Source organism: Citrobacter sp. Cpo030 (assembly GCF_030333005.1).
In the GTDB taxonomy this organism is placed as follows: Bacteria; Pseudomonadota; Gammaproteobacteria; order Enterobacterales; family Enterobacteriaceae; genus Citrobacter; species Citrobacter portucalensis.
Window position 1 is genome coordinate 60,629 of sequence record NZ_JAOWGT010000072.1, and the last position, 16,859, is coordinate 77,487.

Annotated in this window: 22 protein-coding genes; 8 read left to right on the forward strand and 14 right to left on the reverse strand. The window is 50.5% G+C overall.

Going from position 1 to position 16,859, the window contains the following annotated elements; all coding sequences use genetic code 11:
- Positions 1-154 precede the first annotated feature (154 nt).
- The 5 genes from oppB to OGY37_RS17590 are packed head-to-tail and all read left to right on the forward strand — an operon-like array spanning position 155 to position 4,906.
- Positions 155-1,075, forward strand: coding sequence for an oligopeptide ABC transporter permease OppB (gene oppB / locus OGY37_RS17570; RefSeq protein WP_003020708.1), 921 nt, complete (start codon positions 155-157; stop codon positions 1,073-1,075).
- Positions 1,076-1,089: 14 nt separating this feature from the next.
- On the forward strand, positions 1,090-1,998 hold the full coding sequence (gene oppC / locus OGY37_RS17575; RefSeq protein ID WP_003020701.1) for an oligopeptide ABC transporter permease OppC: 909 nt from the start codon (positions 1,090-1,092) through the stop codon (positions 1,996-1,998).
- Positions 1,999-2,009: 11 nt separating this feature from the next.
- Positions 2,010-3,023: a murein tripeptide/oligopeptide ABC transporter ATP-binding protein OppD gene (oppD, locus tag OGY37_RS17580; protein WP_071688084.1), complete on the forward strand. Its 1,014-nt coding sequence runs from the start codon at positions 2,010-2,012 to the stop codon at positions 3,021-3,023.
- Positions 3,020-4,024, forward strand: a complete 1,005-nt coding sequence (oppF, locus tag OGY37_RS17585; protein WP_003833363.1) for a murein tripeptide/oligopeptide ABC transporter ATP-binding protein OppF — start codon at positions 3,020-3,022, stop codon at positions 4,022-4,024. Before oppD ends, oppF begins: the two co-directional genes overlap by 4 nt.
- Positions 4,025-4,069: 45 nt before the next feature.
- Positions 4,070-4,906 carry an ion transporter gene (locus OGY37_RS17590; protein WP_257661939.1) on the forward strand — a complete coding sequence of 279 codons (837 nt, stop codon included), beginning with the start codon at positions 4,070-4,072 and terminating at the stop codon, positions 4,904-4,906.
- Between the two features lie 37 nt (positions 4,907-4,943).
- On the opposite strand, the gene OGY37_RS17595 is transcribed toward OGY37_RS17590, so the two are convergent.
- Positions 4,944-5,273 carry an HI1450 family dsDNA-mimic protein gene (locus OGY37_RS17595; protein WP_003020691.1) on the reverse strand — a complete coding sequence of 110 codons (330 nt, stop codon included), beginning with the start codon at positions 5,271-5,273 and terminating at the stop codon, positions 4,944-4,946.
- 34 nt (positions 5,274-5,307) lie between these two features.
- On the reverse strand, positions 5,308-6,768 hold the full coding sequence (gene cls, locus OGY37_RS17600; RefSeq protein WP_003020687.1) for a cardiolipin synthase: 1,461 nt from the start codon (positions 6,766-6,768) through the stop codon (positions 5,308-5,310).
- A gap of 142 nt (positions 6,769-6,910) precedes the next feature.
- Between cls and OGY37_RS17605 the strand changes: the two genes are divergently transcribed.
- Both OGY37_RS17605 and OGY37_RS17610 read left to right on the forward strand, forming a co-directional pair.
- On the forward strand, positions 6,911-7,084 hold the full coding sequence (locus OGY37_RS17605) for a YciY family protein (RefSeq protein ID WP_003020684.1): 174 nt from the start codon (positions 6,911-6,913) through the stop codon (positions 7,082-7,084).
- Between the two features lie 255 nt (positions 7,085-7,339).
- Positions 7,340-8,533: a tyrosine-type recombinase/integrase gene (locus tag OGY37_RS17610; protein ID WP_286621373.1), complete on the forward strand. Its 1,194-nt coding sequence runs from the start codon at positions 7,340-7,342 to the stop codon at positions 8,531-8,533.
- Here the strand turns inward: OGY37_RS17610 and OGY37_RS17615 are convergent.
- The 8 genes from OGY37_RS17615 to OGY37_RS17650 form a co-directional block, all read right to left on the reverse strand.
- Positions 8,526-8,729 carry a hypothetical protein gene (locus OGY37_RS17615; RefSeq protein WP_032160588.1) on the reverse strand — a complete coding sequence of 68 codons (204 nt, stop codon included), beginning with the start codon at positions 8,727-8,729 and terminating at the stop codon, positions 8,526-8,528. The two genes, OGY37_RS17610 and OGY37_RS17615, sit on opposite strands and share 8 nt — an antisense overlap.
- Positions 8,730-8,771: 42 nt before the next feature.
- Complete coding sequence (locus tag OGY37_RS17620) at positions 8,772-9,014, reverse strand: DUF4060 family protein (protein ID WP_047415379.1); 243 nt, start codon at positions 9,012-9,014, stop codon at positions 8,772-8,774.
- Positions 9,001-9,204: a hypothetical protein gene (locus OGY37_RS17625; RefSeq protein WP_003841645.1), complete on the reverse strand. Its 204-nt coding sequence runs from the start codon at positions 9,202-9,204 to the stop codon at positions 9,001-9,003. The genes OGY37_RS17620 and OGY37_RS17625 overlap by 14 nt, the downstream gene beginning before the upstream one ends.
- Complete coding sequence (locus tag OGY37_RS17630; protein ID WP_286621375.1) at positions 9,197-9,541, reverse strand: hypothetical protein; 345 nt, start codon at positions 9,539-9,541, stop codon at positions 9,197-9,199. Before OGY37_RS17630 ends, OGY37_RS17625 begins: the two co-directional genes overlap by 8 nt.
- A 34-nt stretch (positions 9,542-9,575) precedes the next feature.
- Positions 9,576-10,616, reverse strand: a complete 1,041-nt coding sequence (locus OGY37_RS17635; protein WP_274462613.1) for a RecT family recombinase — start codon at positions 10,614-10,616, stop codon at positions 9,576-9,578.
- A 14-nt stretch (positions 10,617-10,630) separates the two neighbouring features.
- Positions 10,631-13,627 carry a RecE family exodeoxyribonuclease gene (locus tag OGY37_RS17640; RefSeq protein WP_286621381.1) on the reverse strand — a complete coding sequence of 999 codons (2,997 nt, stop codon included), beginning with the start codon at positions 13,625-13,627 and terminating at the stop codon, positions 10,631-10,633.
- A gap of 139 nt (positions 13,628-13,766) precedes the next feature.
- Positions 13,767-13,928, reverse strand: a complete 162-nt coding sequence (locus OGY37_RS17645) for a YdaE family protein (protein ID WP_019076539.1) — start codon at positions 13,926-13,928, stop codon at positions 13,767-13,769.
- Positions 13,929-13,939: 11 nt separating this feature from the next.
- Positions 13,940-14,146 carry a hypothetical protein gene (locus OGY37_RS17650; protein ID WP_016156718.1) on the reverse strand — a complete coding sequence of 69 codons (207 nt, stop codon included), beginning with the start codon at positions 14,144-14,146 and terminating at the stop codon, positions 13,940-13,942.
- A 345-nt stretch (positions 14,147-14,491) separates the two neighbouring features.
- On the opposite strand from OGY37_RS17650, the gene OGY37_RS17655 reads away from it, so the two are divergent.
- Positions 14,492-14,698, forward strand: a complete 207-nt coding sequence (locus tag OGY37_RS17655; protein WP_286621528.1) for a hypothetical protein — start codon at positions 14,492-14,494, stop codon at positions 14,696-14,698.
- 31 nt (positions 14,699-14,729) lie between these two features.
- On the opposite strand, the gene OGY37_RS17660 is transcribed toward OGY37_RS17655, so the two are convergent.
- The 4 genes from OGY37_RS17660 to OGY37_RS17675 all read right to left on the reverse strand — a co-directional run bounded on the left by OGY37_RS17660 (position 14,730) and on the right by OGY37_RS17675 (position 16,817).
- Entirely contained in the window at positions 14,730-15,110 is a 381-nt protein-coding gene (locus tag OGY37_RS17660; RefSeq protein ID WP_019076926.1) for an SEN1984 family lipoprotein, read from the reverse strand.
- 83 nt (positions 15,111-15,193) lie between these two features.
- On the reverse strand, positions 15,194-15,484 hold the full coding sequence (locus OGY37_RS17665) for a hypothetical protein (RefSeq protein ID WP_286621384.1): 291 nt from the start codon (positions 15,482-15,484) through the stop codon (positions 15,194-15,196).
- 5 nt (positions 15,485-15,489) lie between these two features.
- On the reverse strand, positions 15,490-15,954 hold the full coding sequence (locus OGY37_RS17670) for a hypothetical protein (protein WP_071667480.1): 465 nt from the start codon (positions 15,952-15,954) through the stop codon (positions 15,490-15,492).
- 140 nt (positions 15,955-16,094) lie between these two features.
- Positions 16,095-16,817, reverse strand: a complete 723-nt coding sequence (locus OGY37_RS17675; protein ID WP_019076924.1) for an XRE family transcriptional regulator — start codon at positions 16,815-16,817, stop codon at positions 16,095-16,097.
- Positions 16,818-16,859: the final 42 nt, after the last annotated feature.

Below are 16,859 nucleotides of genomic sequence, written 5' to 3' on the forward strand. Positions count from 1 at the left end.
GTATACCCTAAACACTTCACGTTGCAGGAAGGCGGCAACGCAGCGAATCGCCAGGAGCTTACTTAAGTAAGTGACTGGCGTGAGCGAGTAAAGCCAACGCACTTGCAGCTTGAAGTATGACGGGTATAAAGGCACACGCCAGAAGGTACGGGCAATGTTAAAATTTATATTACGTCGCTGTCTGGAAGCGATTCCGACGCTGTTTATTCTTATTACGATTTCATTCTTTATGATGCGCCTTGCGCCCGGAAGCCCATTCACCGGGGAACGCGCGTTACCGCCAGAGGTGCTGGCGAATATTGAAGCGAAATATCATCTTAACGATCCCATCTCGACGCAGTACTTCAGCTATCTGAAACAGCTGGCGCACGGCGATTTTGGACCATCCTTTAAATATAAAGACTACACGGTTAACGACCTCGTTGCCTCGAGCTTTCCGGTTTCTGCGAAGCTGGGTGCGGCAGCCTTTATTCTGGCGGTACTCGTCGGTGTTAGCGCCGGAGTGATAGCCGCGCTGAAGCAAAATACACGTTGGGACTATACGGTGATGGGGGTGGCTATGACCGGGGTGGTTATCCCCAGTTTCGTGGTCGCTCCCTTATTGGTCATGATATTTGCCATAACCTTGAAATGGCTACCCGGCGGGGGCTGGAACGGCGGGGCGCTGAAATTTATGATCCTGCCGATGGTGGCCTTGTCACTGGCCTACATCGCCAGTATCGCACGTATTACTCGCGGTTCGATGATTGAAGTACTGCACTCTAACTTTATTCGTACCGCGCGCGCTAAAGGGCTGCCGATGCGGCGGATTATTTTCCGTCATGCGTTAAAACCAGCGCTGTTGCCAGTGCTGTCCTATATGGGACCGGCATTTGTCGGCATTATCACCGGTTCGATGGTTATTGAAACCATTTATGGTTTGCCGGGTATTGGCCAGTTGTTCGTCAATGGGGCGTTAAACCGCGACTATTCGCTGGTTCTTAGTCTGACCATACTGGTGGGTACGCTGACCATCGTGTTTAACGCGATTGTCGATGTGCTGTATGCCGTTATCGACCCGAAAATTCGTTACTGATACTGGAGCTCGCTATGATGTTAAGTAAGAAAAACAGCGAGGCGCTGGAGAATTTCAGTGAAAAGCTGGAGGTCGAAGGCCGTAGCCTGTGGCAGGACGCGCGTCGACGCTTTATGCATAACCGCGCGGCGGTAGCAAGCCTGGTGGTGCTGGTAATTATTGCGCTGTTCGTAACGCTGGCACCGATGTTGTCGCAGTTTACCTACTTCGATACCGACTGGGGCATGATGTCCAGTGCGCCGGATACGGAATCAGGCCACTATTTCGGTACTGACTCGTCGGGACGCGACCTGTTGGTGCGCGTGGCAATTGGCGGACGCATTTCGCTGATGGTCGGCATTGCGGCGGCGTTAGTCGCGGTGGTTGTTGGTACGCTGTACGGTTCTCTGTCGGGCTACCTCGGCGGAAAAATCGACTCGGTGATGATGCGTCTGCTGGAAATCCTCAACTCCTTCCCGTTCATGTTCTTCGTGATCCTGCTGGTTACCTTCTTTGGGCAAAATATTCTGCTGATTTTTGTCGCTATCGGGATGGTCTCCTGGCTGGATATGGCGCGTATCGTGCGTGGGCAAACGCTAAGTCTCAAGCGCAAAGAGTTTATTGAAGCGGCGCAAGTGGGTGGGGTGTCTACCGTGCGTATCGTTATCCGCCATATTGTGCCGAACGTGCTGGGTGTGGTGGTGGTTTACGCTTCATTGCTGGTGCCGAGCATGATCCTATTTGAATCCTTCCTGAGCTTTTTGGGATTAGGTACGCAGGAGCCGTTAAGTAGCTGGGGCGCGTTGCTCAGTGATGGTGCCAACTCTATGGAAGTCTCACCATGGCTGCTGCTGTTCCCGGCTGGTTTCCTGGTGGTCACTTTGTTCTGTTTTAACTTTATTGGCGATGGCCTGCGTGATGCCCTCGACCCGAAAGACCGTTAAGGAGTGCAGCCATGAGCGTAATTGAAACCTCAACCGCGCCGCTCGCGCAACAACAGGCTAACGCACTGCTAAACGTAAAAGATTTGCGTGTGACGTTTGCGACCCCCGACGGCGATGTAACTGCGGTCAACGATTTAAACTTTTCTCTGCGAGCTGGAGAAACGCTGGGTATTGTCGGTGAATCCGGTTCGGGTAAATCGCAAACGGCCTTTGCCCTGATGGGCCTGTTGGCGGCAAATGGTCGTATCGGGGGCTCCGCAACGTTCAACGGGCGTGAAATTCTGAATTTACCGGAACGTGAACTGAACAAACTGCGCGCCGAGCAAATCTCGATGATATTTCAGGACCCGATGACATCTCTCAATCCGTACATGCGGGTTGGGGAGCAGTTGATGGAAGTTCTGATACTGCATAAAGGCATGAGCAAGGCGGAAGCTTTTGAAGAGTCGGTCAGAATGCTGGATGCGGTGAAGATGCCGGAAGCGCGTAAGCGTATGAAAATGTATCCGCATGAATTCTCTGGCGGGATGCGTCAGCGCGTAATGATCGCAATGGCGCTGCTGTGCAGGCCAAAATTACTGATAGCCGATGAACCGACCACTGCGCTCGATGTGACGGTACAGGCGCAAATTATGACTCTGCTGAATGAACTGAAAAGCGAATTCAACACCGCGATTATCATGATTACCCACGATCTGGGGGTTGTTGCCGGTATTTGCGATAAAGTCCTGGTGATGTACGCCGGACGTACTATGGAATACGGCAGTGCGCGGGATGTCTTTTATAAGCCCGTTCATCCGTATTCGATTGGTTTGCTAAATGCCGTACCTCGTCTGGATGCAGAAGGGGAAGAGATGCTCACTATACCGGGTAACCCACCGAACCTGCTGCGTCTACCAAAAGGCTGTCCATTCCAGCCGCGTTGCCCGCATGCGATGGAAATCTGTAGCAGTGCTCCGCCACTGGAGGAGTTTAGTCCAGGCCGCCTGCGTGCCTGCTTTAAGCCGGTGGAGGAACTGGTATGAATGCGGTGACCGAACAACGTAAAGTGCTCCTTGAGATTGCCGACCTTAAAGTCCATTTTGATATTAAAGATGGCAAACAGTGGTTCTGGCAACCGACTAAAACCCTGAAGGCGGTTGATGGCGTAACCCTGCGACTGTATGAGGGCGAAACCCTGGGCGTGGTCGGTGAATCAGGCTGCGGAAAATCGACCTTTGCCCGTGCGATTATCGGCCTGGTGAAGGCCACCGATGGAAAGGTTGCCTGGCTGGGTAAAGATTTACTGGGCATGAAACCCGATGAGTGGCGGGAAGTACGCAGCGATATCCAGATGATTTTCCAGGATCCTCTGGCATCGTTAAACCCGCGCATGACCATTGGTGAAATCATTGCCGAACCGCTGCGAACTTATCATCCGAATCTTCCTGGTCAGGAAGTCCGCGACCGTGTGAAGGCGATGATGATGAAGGTTGGACTATTGCCTAACCTGATTAACCGCTACCCACATGAGTTTTCCGGTGGCCAGTGTCAGCGTATTGGTATTGCCCGCGCGCTGATCCTCGAACCGAAGTTGATTATCTGCGATGAACCGGTTTCAGCGCTGGATGTATCAATCCAGGCCCAGGTGGTTAATCTTCTGCAACAGCTTCAGCGCGAAATGGGATTATCGTTAATCTTCATTGCTCACGACCTCGCTGTGGTTAAACATATCTCCGACCGTGTGCTGGTTATGTATCTCGGACACGCGGTGGAATTAGGGACCTATGATGAGGTGTACCATAACCCGCTGCATCCTTATACCAAAGCGCTGATGTCTGCGGTGCCAATCCCCGATCCGGATCAGGAAAGGAATAAGGTTATTCAGTTGCTGGAAGGCGAGTTACCGTCCCCGATTAATCCTCCTTCCGGTTGCGTGTTCCGTACACGCTGCCCGATTGCTGGACCGGAATGCGCAAAAACGCGCCCGGTTCTGGAAGGAAGTTTCCGACATGCAGTTTCCTGCCTGAAAGTAGACCCGCTATAATCCTGAGGGCTGACAAAGGTCAGCCCTTTTTTTGGTGAGGTATCTGTGCCAGGTTTAGTCTCTTCTGTCCGCCGTGCGCTCTATCGCAAATTATTTGATTTAAATACCCGTTCAGGGCGTCGCTTTGAAGGTATGTGCGCACTATTTGCCTTGCTCAGCGTTATCGTTATCTTCATTGAGTCCGGAGTAGGGACGCAATACCATTTAACCTTTGAGGAATGGCGCATTTTTGTCTGGCTGGAGATCTTTATTACTCTGGTCTTCACCCTCGAATATCTTCTGCGCTTATGTTGCTGGGCCAACCCCGCTAAATATGTGTTCAGCTTCTGGGGGATAATTGACCTTGCCACCATTCTGCCGCTGTATGTGATGTGGCTATGGCCGGAAATCAGTCTGAGCTATGTTTTCGCCTGGCGAGCGATGCGTGTCCTGCGCGTTCTGCGTATTCTCAAGCTGCTGCGCTTTATGCCTTCTCTGCGGGTGTTCTGGAATGCGTTAAAAAGCGCCCGACATCAGCTGATGCTGTTCTATTCCTTTATCGCCATCCTGATGGTGGTTTTTGGCGCGATGATGTATCTGATTGAAGGGCCAAAATATGGGTTTACTACGCTGAATGCGTCGGTGTATTGGGCGATTGTTACTGTAACCACCGTCGGCTATGGCGATATCACGCCACACACACCGTTGGGGCGCATGGTGGCGTCTGTGCTTATCCTGATTGGTTACTCGGTGATTGCAATACCGACGGGATTGATTACCACGCACATGAGCAGTGCGTTCCAGCAGCGCGGGCACCAACGAAAATGTCCGCAGTGCCAGCAGGCGCAGCACGAACATAGTGCGCAATTTTGTAACCGCTGCGGAAGTAAACTACCGGGCTAAAAATGAAAAAAGCTGCGAGAGCAGCTTTTTTGTTTGATTATTCGCGCCAGAGAATATGGCAGAGCTTATGATCTTTTTCGCGACATAATAAAACGCGCGCAAAAATATCGTTAATCTCGCCGTCTTCTGTATCTGCCAGACCAATCACCACCTCGGCAAAGAAGTCAGGGTTCAGGTCAAAATCAACATGCTCCTGCCAATCTTCTGCCGGATCGAACAACTCGGCACCGCCACGCTCTTCAAACTGCAAATTGAACAGAATGATGTCGGCTGGATCCAGATTGTCCGCAGCCAGTTCGAGAAAAATGTCGTAAGCCTGCTCAAGCGTTTCGTCTTCGGTCAGGCGATTGTTCAAATCCATATCCATAATGACTACCTGTTTACTGTCTGATGGGCACGTTTTACAGCAACGGACTAAAGAAGTAAAACAGTCGCTCTGCTATCCGCTGCCAGAGTGGTCGTTTTACCCACAAACGGGCATCAAGCAGGCGGGAACGCGAAATATAATCATCCTGCACTGCCGCGAGATCGCCACCGAATCCGGCATCATCAATGACCAGCGTGATTTCAAAATTGAGCCACAGGCTGCGCATATCCAGGTTAACCGTCCCGACCAGGCTCAGCTCGCCATCGACCAGTACGCTCTTGGTGTGCAGCAAGCCACCTTCGAACTGATAAATTTTAACGCCAGCCGCCAGCAACTCAGTGAAAAAGGCCCGGCTTGCCCAGCCAACCAGCAGGGAGTCATTTTTACGTGGAAGAATGATACTGACATCAACCCCACGCTGCGCCGCCGTGCAGATCGCGTGCAACAGATCGTCGCTGGGGACGAAGTAGGGTGTGGTCATTATTAAATATTCACGTGCTGAATAAGCAGCGGTTAGTAGCGCCTGATGAATCAAATCTTCAGGGAAACCAGGACCTGAGGCGATAGTGTGAATGGTGTGGCCGCTGGCCTGCTCAAACGGCATGATATTGACGTCTGGTGGCGGAGGCAAAATGCGCTTTCCGGTCTCAATTTCCCAGTCGCAGGAATAGACAATGCCCATAGCAGTGGCGACAGGACCTTCCATTCTCGCCATTAAATCAACCCATTGCCCGACACCCGCATCCTGTTTGAAGAAACGCGGGTCGACCATGTTCATGCTGCCGGTATAAGCAATGTAGTTATCTATCATGATCATTTTGCGGTGCTGACGCAGGTCCATACGGCGTAAAAATACACGCATCAGGTTCACCTTCAGCGCTTCTACAACCTCGATACCTGCGTTACGCATCATCGCCGCCCAAGGGCTGCGAAAGAACGCCACGCTGCCAGCGGAGTCCAGCATCAGGCGACAGTGAATGCCACGTCTCGCGGCAGCCATTAACGACTCGGCTACCTGATCGGCCATACCGCCAGGCTGCCATATGTAGAACACCATTTCGATGTTGTGGCGCGCCAGTTGAATATCACGGATCAGCGCCTGCATCACGTCATCTGAACTGGTGAGCAACTGCAGCTGGTTTCCCTTAACCCCGGCTATTCCCTGACGACGCTCGCACAGTTTAAATAACGAAGAGGCGACGCTGCTGTTTTCCTGGGCAAAAATATGCTTGCAGGCCTTGAGGTCGTTCAGCCATTTGGCGGTTGAAGGCCACATTGCCCGGGCGCGTTCAGCACGTCGCTTACCCAGGTGGAGTTCACCAAAGGACAGATAAGCAATGATCCCTACCAATGGCAGAATATAGATGATCAACAGCCAGGCCATTGCGGAGGGCACTGCGCGTCGTTTCATTAGAATGCGTAATGTTACGCCAGCAATGAGTACCCAGTAACCCAGAATGACCAGCCAACTCACCACGGTGTAGAAGGTTGTCATAAATTTAAAAATCCTTTTGAAAGCGTATTGTTAAGAGTTTACGCATCAGGATTAATCTGGCAAATAAAAACACGGGAAAACCACTGGTCTGCATTCGGTCTGGCGTTATAATGGCCGCTCAGTGACTGAAAGAGTAGTAAACATGAAGCGTAGTAGAACGGAAGTGGGACGCTGGCGGATGCTGCGTCAGGCTAGCCGCCGTAAAGCACGTTGGCTTGAAGGACAATCGCGTCGTAATATGCGTATCCACACTATCAGAAAGTGCATTCTCAACCACCAGCGTAACTCGTTGTTGTTTGCGATCCACAGCATCTGATCCCAAAAGGGCACCGCTGGCGGTGCCCAATGTTTGCTTTGCGTTCTGTTTTTAAAATACTTTCTTGTATTGTCATTCAGCCCATTTCGAAGAATTTCGCACAAAAACGTTCTGTTACGCTGAACCCTTCTGCCGCCTGCCTTTCAGCCTTCCAATTATCACACTCCGAGTACAAGTGTTACATTGTGGGTATCTTTGAGCAATGAGTTTTGTGTACACTTTTGCGTACTCAAAAGCCAAATGTGTACCTATTCAATGATCACTGACACAAAGCTCAGGAAGGCCCTTGGCAAGAAACGCGATGATATCGAAATTATTTCAGATTCTCACGGACTCAACGCAAGAATCAGTCTGGCCGGAAAGGTCTCTTTCTTCTACCGGTACAGATGGGCAGGCAAAGCTGTAAAACTCAATGTCGGCGATTATCCAGCAATGAGTATTGCTCAGGCAAGGGAAAGGCGTCAGCAATTCAGAATCTGGCTTACTGAAGGACTCGATCCCCGAGAGCAAGTAAAGCTGGAGAAATTGACCCGCGAAGGTTCCATGGCCGTATCGGAAGCATTCAATTATTGGATCGAGAAACACTGCATCGCTAATCAACTGACAAAGACAGGTTATTATCAGTTGGTATTTGCCAAGCATATCGCCGAACCGATGCGAAACGTCAAAGTCGACAATTCGACAAAAAGGCACTGGATAGATGTTTTTGATCAGATTGAAAGCAGGGTGATGGCTCATTATATGCTTTCTCTGTGCAAACGCTCATTCAGGTTCTGTATTAACCGAGGCGTAATATCGACCAATCCGCTCGAGGGATTGCTACCCACTGACGTTGGCCAAAAACCGAAAAAGAGAACGCGGCGCTTGGATGATCGTGAGCTGGTGGCTATTTATCGGTGGCTGCAAAACCGCATGTCCATAGAGTCCGTGTTTCTTGTGAAATTTATTATGTTGACCGGCTGTAGGACGGCAGAGATTCGGTTAAGCGAAAGGTCATGGTTCAAGCTGGATGAAAATGAGTGGATAGTTCCTGCTGGAAGTTACAAAACGCGAGTGCACATGAGAAGGGCTCTTTCTGATGCTGCGGTGGGACTGGTAAAAAATCATCTTGAGAAGATCAACACAAAGCATTTAGTCACTTCACAGCGCTTACTGGATGGGGAAATTAAAGACGTCCCGGTTCATCCGCCAGTTGCTTCGAACTATGCCAGGTATATTTGGTCAGAATCCGGCATGGAGCCCTGGTCTCTCCATGATATGAGAAGAACAATCGCAACAAATCTTTCAGAACTTGGCAGTCCGCCGCATGTGATTGAAAAGTTACTTGGTCACCAAATGGTTGGCGTGATGGCGCACTATAACCTGCATGACTACATCGATGATCAAAAACACTGGCTCCACGTTTGGCAGAGCCATCTTGAAAACATCATCGGTGAGCCGTTCAGTTAATTGGCTGTTTCACACCTTCCCACTCTTTGACTGACTCCGACTTCCAGCGGTTAGGATTACCGGGAAAGTCCGGGGCGGGGAACGGCTTCGCAAAACCCCGCGGCATCGTGTCTGTGCTTTGCCATGACCAAAGGGTTTTACGTGAGATTTTGTATCGACTGGTCAGGTCTGACGTCAGCAAAATATCATCCATCATTTTTCTCCAATGGCCCGAACTGGGCCATTTCCAAAAGTAATATCAAGAAACCTGACCCGGCAGCGCGCGCAAACGACGCATACCTGTCATCGCTGTGGCCACGTAGCTAGCCTTACGGTTCACCACTTCCACCCAGACCTTCACTCCTTCAACTCTCACCGTGTACGTCTCCTTCATCTTGCTGCGGCCATAGTCGCCGTAACGTTCTGCATGAGTGGCCAGTGCTATGTCGCATGCCTGACGCGCTAACGGGGATTGCTGGTTGGCTCGGTTAATTAATCGCATGGTCACCGCCTTCTGGATTGGATGGTTGACGGAAAACCGCTCGGGACGGCGACCAATCGCAATATGCATCGGTTTCGGTATGCCCGAAAATTGCCTTACAGCGACGGATATGGGCGCAGTCGCCGCAGGTCTTACCCTTCGGGAGTTGCATTTTATCGGGGTCTGCCGGGTTATAATTCAGCTCAGTCATTCCAGGCCTCCAGCTCGTTCTGGATTTCCTCGTCGATCTCGTCATTGGTGGCGTCTTCGTTTAGATAGTCGCGCGCCTCTTTGAGATACTGTTCTCGGCGTTCGTGGTACCAGGCACAGAACTCCGGTGACCAGCCGCGACCATTACCTTGAAAATCAACCAGAGCGTTGTCCTCAGCCATACGCTCAACCATGCAGTCGGCAGTTGTAAGGGCGCATTCCCGGATGTAACCGCGAAGGTGGTGTTTGCGCCACCAAGGACTTACTTTCGAATCGCAACGTCCTTTGAACTCAATTTCCCAGCGGCGGATGCAGCGTGCGTTTAAAGATTTACTCATCTCGTTACCGGGAGGGTTCGCCCTCCCGCCTCCCTTAGGCCACGTATTCCGGTTTCATATCCGCCAAGGTGATGCTGAACTGATCGTGCAGTTCGTCGCCCAGATGACGTTTCGCCGTTGCAAGAACTCGCTCAACTTCCCCAAACCGTTCAGCTGCATCCGGTTCATCCGGAGACGGCAGGGAGTTGATCGCGGCTTCAACCTTGTTACGTGAATCAACCAGATAGTAGCGCTTCACTGCCTTATTCTTCAGCTCGGTGAATAGGGCCGATCCGAGCCAGACCTTCGCGCTTTCGATATCAGCACGCAGTGCTTTGGCGCTATCAACATCCTGTGCTGCATCTATGCGCTCGCGGAAATCATCAGCAAGAGAGTCGATATTTACTGATTTCTCCTGTGCGCTCTGCGTGGTTGTGACGGTGTCACCTGAAATTTCAGACAGGTTTACGTGCTTCGGTGCCGGGTTAATCTCTTTCTCAGTACGCGGCTCAACTTCATCTGGGCTGTAGACGCCGAGGATGACTTCAGGGCAGTACAAGCGTGCCCAGTACTTGACTGCCAGATAAGCGATCTGCTGTTTTGGCGCTGTTTTCCACAATGGAGAGTTACGTGTGGTGATATCTGCCAGGTAGATTGGCTCGCCCCAGGTGATTTCTTCTTCTCCGCGCAGTACGGCGCCAACCCGGATAAACAGGCCTAATTCATCACGGCCGTCTTTTTTCCCGGCGATCTTCTCCCAGTCACCGCCGTACTCGTAATGGAAGCGGCCAATAATGGCGCTGGAACTGGAAATCACTGCGTTAACCAGTTGCGCTTCGTAACCCAGAACGCCGTTGACCAGATGCGTTTTCTGGGCAACTGCGTATGGGTTCATTCCCCACTGCATAGCCTGCATGACGATCGCCATACAGTCGGCGGGCTTCCCCGCTAGGTGTTTGGGGACGGTGACGGCAGACTGCGCCATCAATTCAGCGAAAGAGGTAAGCTGGCCGAGCGCCTGCACGTTGAATACAGCGTTGCTGGCGGAAATGGTGTTAGGAGCCTGCTCAGTCGTAATGATGTTGGTATTTTGCATGGTCAAATCCTCCCTTAAGCCAGACGCAGCGCTTCAAGGCGGCGCAGGTCGAAGTCGTTCAGTTCGTCGGTGTAATCAGCGGTGATCGGCGCTGGCCATTCGCCTGTGTCAAAGCCGGTAGCGATAGCGCGCATCGCCTTGCGGTACTCGAGCATGCCCAGTTCCAGCAGTTCGGCGGATGCCTCGATGATGGCGATCCAGTGGTAGTTCTCGTCTTTGTTGACGAAAATCCAGAAGAACTGGTCCAGTGCTGCGGTCTCGCAATACATGGCGGCGCTCAGGTGATAGTCACGGTCGATGATTTCCCGGTGCAGTTTGGCGCGAAGGCCTTCCTGCTTAACGTTCCACATGCTGATGGTTTTCAGGTCGGCACCAATGCGCACGCCGTCCAGGTCGATCTCAAGGTCTGGACGAACGCGGACTTCCAGACCGGTTTCATCGTCAAAGCCAAAATAGCTGACCTCAACGGCGCGACTTGGGTGCTGGAGCAGCATCCCGGCAGTTGGGTGCTGTAGCAGGGCTTTCTGAATGGCCAGTGCGGTGCTCAGTTGCTGGCGGGTGACCAGTACTTTCCCTTGCGGATTCTCGCGCCACGCATCCAGCAGTTCGTCGGCAAAGACGGCGTCCGGGTTAACAGACTTCACGGTCTGAATCAGATCCGCCTTGGTACCGGACACTTTCAGCGGTTGCGGCTTCTGCGCTTCCTGCGCCACCAGGTCGGGATTGATGATTGCCAGTTGCTCGAGTAACGCATCACGGCTACCGCTGGTTTTCACCTGTGCTGGCAGAGTGGCGTTGTATTCCTTGATGCAGGCTTTCATCGCCGCTGCGGTCTGCTTCTGGTCCGCTTCGATACGCTGATACTCTTCAGGAAGCGACATATAGCTCTGACCAGTTTCCTCGACTGAACCACCCAGCGGCACCTGTGCTGGCAGAGTGGCGTTGTATTCCTTGATGCAGGCTTTCATCGCCGCTGCGGTCTGCTTCTGGTCCGCTTCGATACGCTGATACTCTTCAGGAAGCGACATATAGCTCTGACCAGTTTCCTCGACTGAACCACCCAGCGGCACCTGTGCTGGCAGAGTGGCGTTGTATTCTTCGAGCAAGGCTTTGATCTCATCTGCACTCAGCGGCGCTGGCAGACCTGCGTTGTAATCATCGATAAACGCGCGGATCGTTGCCGTCGTGGTGAATGCGCCTTCCGGAATTACAGGTTCAACGCTGAATTCGGCGTCCAGTTGTTCTGGTTGCAGCGCCAGCGCATGCACCAGGTTGCCCATGTCCAGCACCGGAGAGCGCTCTTTGACGATGGTCTTCTCTACGTGGCGGGCATTGAAGTACATCAGCGACACACGTGCGTCTTTCACCTGGGTTGAGCTGATACCGTTCGCTGCGTGATAAACCTCGTTCGGCAATCCTTCATAGCGGCCTGGCTCGAAGTAAGCAGGGTAAACAACAGCCGGTTCGTCTGATTGCGTTTCTGGCTCGGTTTGTGTCGCAAGTGGATCGGTTTGGTTTACAGAATCGCTATTTTGGGCGACAGAATCCGTATTCTGGCTCACATCGGCTTGCTGGCCGGTATATGACTCTTCACCAGTTTCCAGACTGCTCTCGCATGGCTGCACTTCATCACCAGCCTGTTCTTCATCACTGACAGCTTCTTCCATCTGCACATCGCTGGTGGCTTCCTCATTAAGTGGTGAACGGTCATCTATTTGTTGGGCGGTTAATGCGAGGTCTTCTGTGATCCATTTCGGGTCTGTAGGGTCACTAATCCCCTCGACATATTCGCCGCGGGAAGCTGCAAGAATTTTGTTTACCTCTTCGGCCGTTACTTTTTCCTGTTTCATAGGTACAGGCATAGACGAACGACCGCAGGCTATATCAACGAGCAATGGATCTGGGTTGGCGTGGTCGGTTTCCGTAAGTACTCTATTCAAATATTCTTGGTGTTTTACAGGATCAGCATAAAGCCCATCTGGTGTGGTTTTTACTGTTGCGATGATGCAGGCACGTGAGTAGTCCAGGCCACCAGGAATTGAAACGAATCTCTCTCGAGTCGCCAGCCATTCGGGATCGTCCATCTTATTCATGATGGAGTTTGCCTGCAGTTCTATATCCAGAGGGACGTTGTAAATATCAAATTCGCGGTCACGGGCACGTAGCGCCAGAGCAATCTCATGCTCCAGACCGAGAATGGTTTGCGGGAATTTACGGTCAGAGATAATTCCGCCGCCGGCGTTCGCACCTGAAGGTGTGCGATTAATGGTTGTTACACGATTACCTTTGCTCCACTCTTTAACCAGTAGGCCGCGGTCAATGTAATCAGTTTTGAACCACACCGTCAGGAACTGGATAACTGTTGCCAGCTCCGGTTTTTTACCGTCGACAGGGAAGACTTTCTTAACTGCATTCACAGCTTTATGAATATCGTGCTCAATGGCTTTTTTGAATGCTTCCACATTCTCAGCAGCCAGCAGCAGGTTCTGGACGTACGCGTCATCAGTGTCCATCTCAAGGCGGACAATCTCGTTTTTCTGCACGGCATCTACGTGATAGAGATATTCACCATCACCGATGAACTGAGCCAGTACGCGCTGGCGGAAAGGCAGGGTGGCAACAACGATCAGATTCGGTTGCTCTGTCTGCTGAGATTGCTCTACATTACCGACTTCACTATTAACGACATTACCATCAGCCTGGCTATTTTCTTCCTGCGCCGCATCGTCCGCTTTTAATTTTACGTTCCAGGTGCGCTGGTCTTCGGCCAGTTCGTAACGATCACACCAGGTGAAATCAATCTCACCTTCTTCTGGTAGGTCGTCAACAACCGGGAAATCAGTTCGAATCGGTTTGGCGTAGTCCTTGCCACGGCCCGTTTCGATGCCAGCATCTTCCAGCGCAACATCCAGCATCAGGTTGGCGCGAGCCTCAGTTTTTGCAGTGAACCAGACCACTGCATCTTGCTTTCCGGATTTCTGTGTAGCCCTGACTACATAAAAGAATTCCATGTGAGATCCTCATTTTTGGGTGTTAGAATCCCCGGGCCATTGATAGCGCCCATTGGGTTAACTTTGGTTTTAATGTTGTTTCCGGTGTAACTTTGGTCGGTACCACCGGACGTAGATCCCGCCTTGCGCGGGGTGTACGTTAGCCTTCGTGAGCCATCTGGTCGTGCGAAGCGCAACGTCTGGAACAGTACTCTTTCTCTTTGCGCGCCAGCAGTGAGCCGTTGCGATAGAGAAGGGTACTTTTGATTACTTCTTCCGGTTTAACCGGCTTGCCGCAGTAACCGCATTTCTTGTCTTGCATGACACTCTCCGTTAATGGCTGAGGCCATTCCCCAGACCGTTCAGATAAACTTCAACCAGCAAATCCCTGGTGTAAGTCATCTCAACGCCGCGATGCAGATACAAACGACCACGAGCATTAGCTGATGCCGTCCAGGTTGAATCCTTGTGTTTGACGAGCATTCCAGGCTGAACTGCGCCGCGGTTTACCGTCTGTGTACCGTAGTGCTGATGAACCATGATGTTCTCCACTATTGCTGAGTGAACTTCGCTGGTGATGCCGTGACGCTGATCTTCACAGTTGAGCGTTTTAACTCTGCAGTTCACCACCGCGAAGCTCACTTCTGTGTTTGCCCTTGTCGCCAGGCTGGCGGAACGTTTGAACTTGATGCGCTTAGTGTTTCGCGATGGGATGATAATGTACTATAAGTTCATTAAAGTAAAGTACCAATAGTACATTTAAGTGGTGTGGCAAGTTCATAAACGTATAACAATATGAACTTTAAGATTATTTATTTTTTTCTCTAGTCTTGCTATGCTCAAAAAAACACCAAGCAGGGTATTGCTATGGGCTTAGGTATGGATATGTCACGTGATGAATTGCTGGAAGATCGCGCAGCTTTCATAGCTGGTGAGATTGGTGGGGCGGTTGTTGAGTTGATAATCGACGGTGTGGTGATTGACTGTGAGGCTATTGTCGATCGACTGGAAGCGAAGCGAAAAACCGTGGGCAATATGATTCACAAAGGTGTATTGCGGGATGCAGCGGCGTTCGTGAGGAAGGGGCAATAATGGCCCGACTTTCTTTGCCGGGCAAATGGTGCTAGTCGGCCCAACCGGATTTTGTATTGATCGCCGATTCAGCCATTGTGTATTTTTGTACGGTATTATCTTTAAATAGAATGGTCAGTTCTTTCTTAGTGCCGTTCGTGCCGTTATGGAACAAGCCATAGAATGGAATGAATGAGGTTCCATTCACTTTAACTTTGGCAAATGAGTACTTCCAGATCTCATTACCACCATCGGTATAAGAGACTGCATCAGGAGAGCCAAACAAGGTTTTCACTTCAACCTTGGTCGTTTTCCCTTCATGAATTTTAGACTGAACACTTGTTTCAGTTTCACTTTTAAGTTTCTGATTTCCAGAAGACGCGCACCCTGTGAGGGTTACAGCTAATGCTACTGCCAGAGCCATTTTTTTCATTATGTATATCCATTGATTGCAATCGGAATCATCTTAACATTATGAATTATCTGGTCAAATAAAAACCCGGCGCGATGGCCGGGTTATTTGATGAAGTATTTAGAAAAGACAGCTATAAGCACGGTAACTACCAGGGCTATAACAATCTTCCATGTCTGCCCGTTTAGTTCCTTATGTAAATCTTCCTTCGTACACATGGTAGCCTTGATAACTGCCAAGTCTGAACTGATAGAGATAACTTTCTCTTCCAGTCTTTCAACTCGTTTTAGCATATCATCACCTCCGCCGTTACCACCGCTATAATCAATAGTATGGGGTAATGTGCCATCTTCTTCAATGGGCTGGCCGGTTCTAATATTTACTGGCTGTACCATGAAGATTACTCCACTTTTTCCATTGTGTTAGCCAGCCAGTTTTTTGCAATAACAAAATGGCAATCGTGGCTATCAATAAACAATCTGTTCTCCGACTCAACATGTCCAGTGTGAAGTAAAACCCTCACGGTATAAAGTCCTTCAGAGGGAATAGAAATGTTCGATAATAAAGTTGTAGAGAGGGCTATAAAGTCATTTCGATCGGAGACAGTTGTACCCATAAGCCTGGAGTCTACAGCCGGCGCCTTTCCTGGTATCAATGATTTTCCTTCAAACAAAACATCAACATCAAAACTGTACGGCCGGTTTGAATTTAGGATTAATCCCGCGGAAACATAAAAAGATAGTTTTCCAGGAAACTCACTCACTGTCCAACCTATGTCAGGATTGAATGGGCCTGAAGCACGCATGCCTTCTCTAATAAAAGTAGGATACGCGAATGCTATTTTGGGGTTGTCGTTATTGCTCATGTTTATCCCGTTTTATCCATGCTTCCTGTGTGTCTGAGAAGTGTTACTCCGCATCACCCTTAATCTGCCGCCCCATGTACTTGGCGTACGCCTTGTTGTACCGACCTTACCCAAACTCTATTCAGGCTACTGTTAATCGACTAACCATGCTTCCTGTAGGTCTGCGGCATGCTGCCGATCACCTTTCCGAAGACGAAAATCTTGTTCATCTCTTCCTTCTCAATTGGCTCCCACGGGCGATAGGTCTGGTTGTCTGAGATTACCAGTAGTTTGTCTTTCATCTTCTGAAGTCGCTTAACATGAGCTGTTTCGTCGTACAGGAAAGCGTAAATTCCATCACCATCAAAGTGTTGGATGCTGATATCGACAAAAAGCAGATCACCCGGCTCTATCGTGCCAGACATGCTGTCTCCGCGGACGTTGATGATGCGGATTTGTTCCTGCTTTCGTCCGTTGAACATTTGGCGCGCATCTTCAACTGAGTATTCCACAGAGCGAAGCACCTCCACGAACTCGCTATTGATCACGCCCGGGCCTGCACTGACAGATACATTGAGCACATCTATGCGAAATATTTCTGTCGATTTCTGCAAGCGTCCCTCAGATATTCCATCAGCCTCGCTGTCACCTAACAGGTAAGTTGAAGTTGTACCAATACTCGCAGCAAGCTCTTGCAGCTTCCCGCGTCTTGGAATTGATTCCCCGTTAAACCATTTGCTTACGGCCTTTGGTGTCAACTTCATCTTTTTGGCTATCTCAGCCTGACGACCATGAACCGGCAAACCAGCTTTATCGCAGGCCAGCGCTAGCCTATGGGAAAAGTCTTTTCGCGCTTTTTCTTCCTGAACCATAGGTTCAATCATAATATCTCTTGCGTGAACTATCAGTTCCGACATAATATGTAC

Bases quoted from the DNA above. Each gene is read 5' to 3' on its own strand.
- oppB (WP_003020708.1), top strand. From the start codon at position 155: ATGTTAAAATTTATATTACGTCGCTGTCTGGAAGCGATTCCGACGCTG.
- oppC (WP_003020701.1), top strand. From the start codon at position 1,090: ATGATGTTAAGTAAGAAAAACAGCGAGGCGCTGGAGAATTTCAGTGAA.
- oppD (WP_071688084.1), top strand. From the start codon at position 2,010: ATGAGCGTAATTGAAACCTCAACCGCGCCGCTCGCGCAACAACAGGCT.
- oppF (WP_003833363.1), top strand. From the start codon at position 3,020: ATGAATGCGGTGACCGAACAACGTAAAGTGCTCCTTGAGATTGCCGAC.
- OGY37_RS17595 (WP_003020691.1), bottom strand. From the start codon at position 5,273: ATGGATATGGATTTGAACAATCGCCTGACCGAAGACGAAACGCTTGAG.
- cls (WP_003020687.1), bottom strand. From the start codon at position 6,768: ATGACAACCTTCTACACCGTGGTGAGTTGGCTGGTCATTCTGGGTTAC.
- OGY37_RS17605 (WP_003020684.1), top strand. From the start codon at position 6,911: ATGAAGCGTAGTAGAACGGAAGTGGGACGCTGGCGGATGCTGCGTCAG.
- OGY37_RS17610 (WP_286621373.1), top strand. From the start codon at position 7,340: ATGATCACTGACACAAAGCTCAGGAAGGCCCTTGGCAAGAAACGCGAT.
- OGY37_RS17615 (WP_032160588.1), bottom strand. From the start codon at position 8,729: ATGATGGATGATATTTTGCTGACGTCAGACCTGACCAGTCGATACAAA.
- OGY37_RS17620 (WP_047415379.1), bottom strand. From the start codon at position 9,014: ATGCGATTAATTAACCGAGCCAACCAGCAATCCCCGTTAGCGCGTCAG.
- OGY37_RS17625 (WP_003841645.1), bottom strand. From the start codon at position 9,204: ATGACTGAGCTGAATTATAACCCGGCAGACCCCGATAAAATGCAACTC.
- OGY37_RS17630 (WP_286621375.1), bottom strand. From the start codon at position 9,541: ATGAGTAAATCTTTAAACGCACGCTGCATCCGCCGCTGGGAAATTGAG.
- OGY37_RS17635 (WP_274462613.1), bottom strand. From the start codon at position 10,616: ATGCAAAATACCAACATCATTACGACTGAGCAGGCTCCTAACACCATT.
- OGY37_RS17640 (WP_286621381.1), bottom strand. From the start codon at position 13,627: ATGGAATTCTTTTATGTAGTCAGGGCTACACAGAAATCCGGAAAGCAA.
- OGY37_RS17645 (WP_019076539.1), bottom strand. From the start codon at position 13,928: ATGCAAGACAAGAAATGCGGTTACTGCGGCAAGCCGGTTAAACCGGAA.
- OGY37_RS17650 (WP_016156718.1), bottom strand. From the start codon at position 14,146: ATGGTTCATCAGCACTACGGTACACAGACGGTAAACCGCGGCGCAGTT.
- OGY37_RS17655 (WP_286621528.1), top strand. From the start codon at position 14,492: ATGTCACGTGATGAATTGCTGGAAGATCGCGCAGCTTTCATAGCTGGT.
- OGY37_RS17660 (WP_019076926.1), bottom strand. From the start codon at position 15,110: ATGAAAAAAATGGCTCTGGCAGTAGCATTAGCTGTAACCCTCACAGGG.
- OGY37_RS17665 (WP_286621384.1), bottom strand. From the start codon at position 15,484: ATGGTACAGCCAGTAAATATTAGAACCGGCCAGCCCATTGAAGAAGAT.
- OGY37_RS17670 (WP_071667480.1), bottom strand. From the start codon at position 15,954: ATGAGCAATAACGACAACCCCAAAATAGCATTCGCGTATCCTACTTTT.
- OGY37_RS17675 (WP_019076924.1), bottom strand. From the start codon at position 16,817: ATGATTGAACCTATGGTTCAGGAAGAAAAAGCGCGAAAAGACTTTTCC.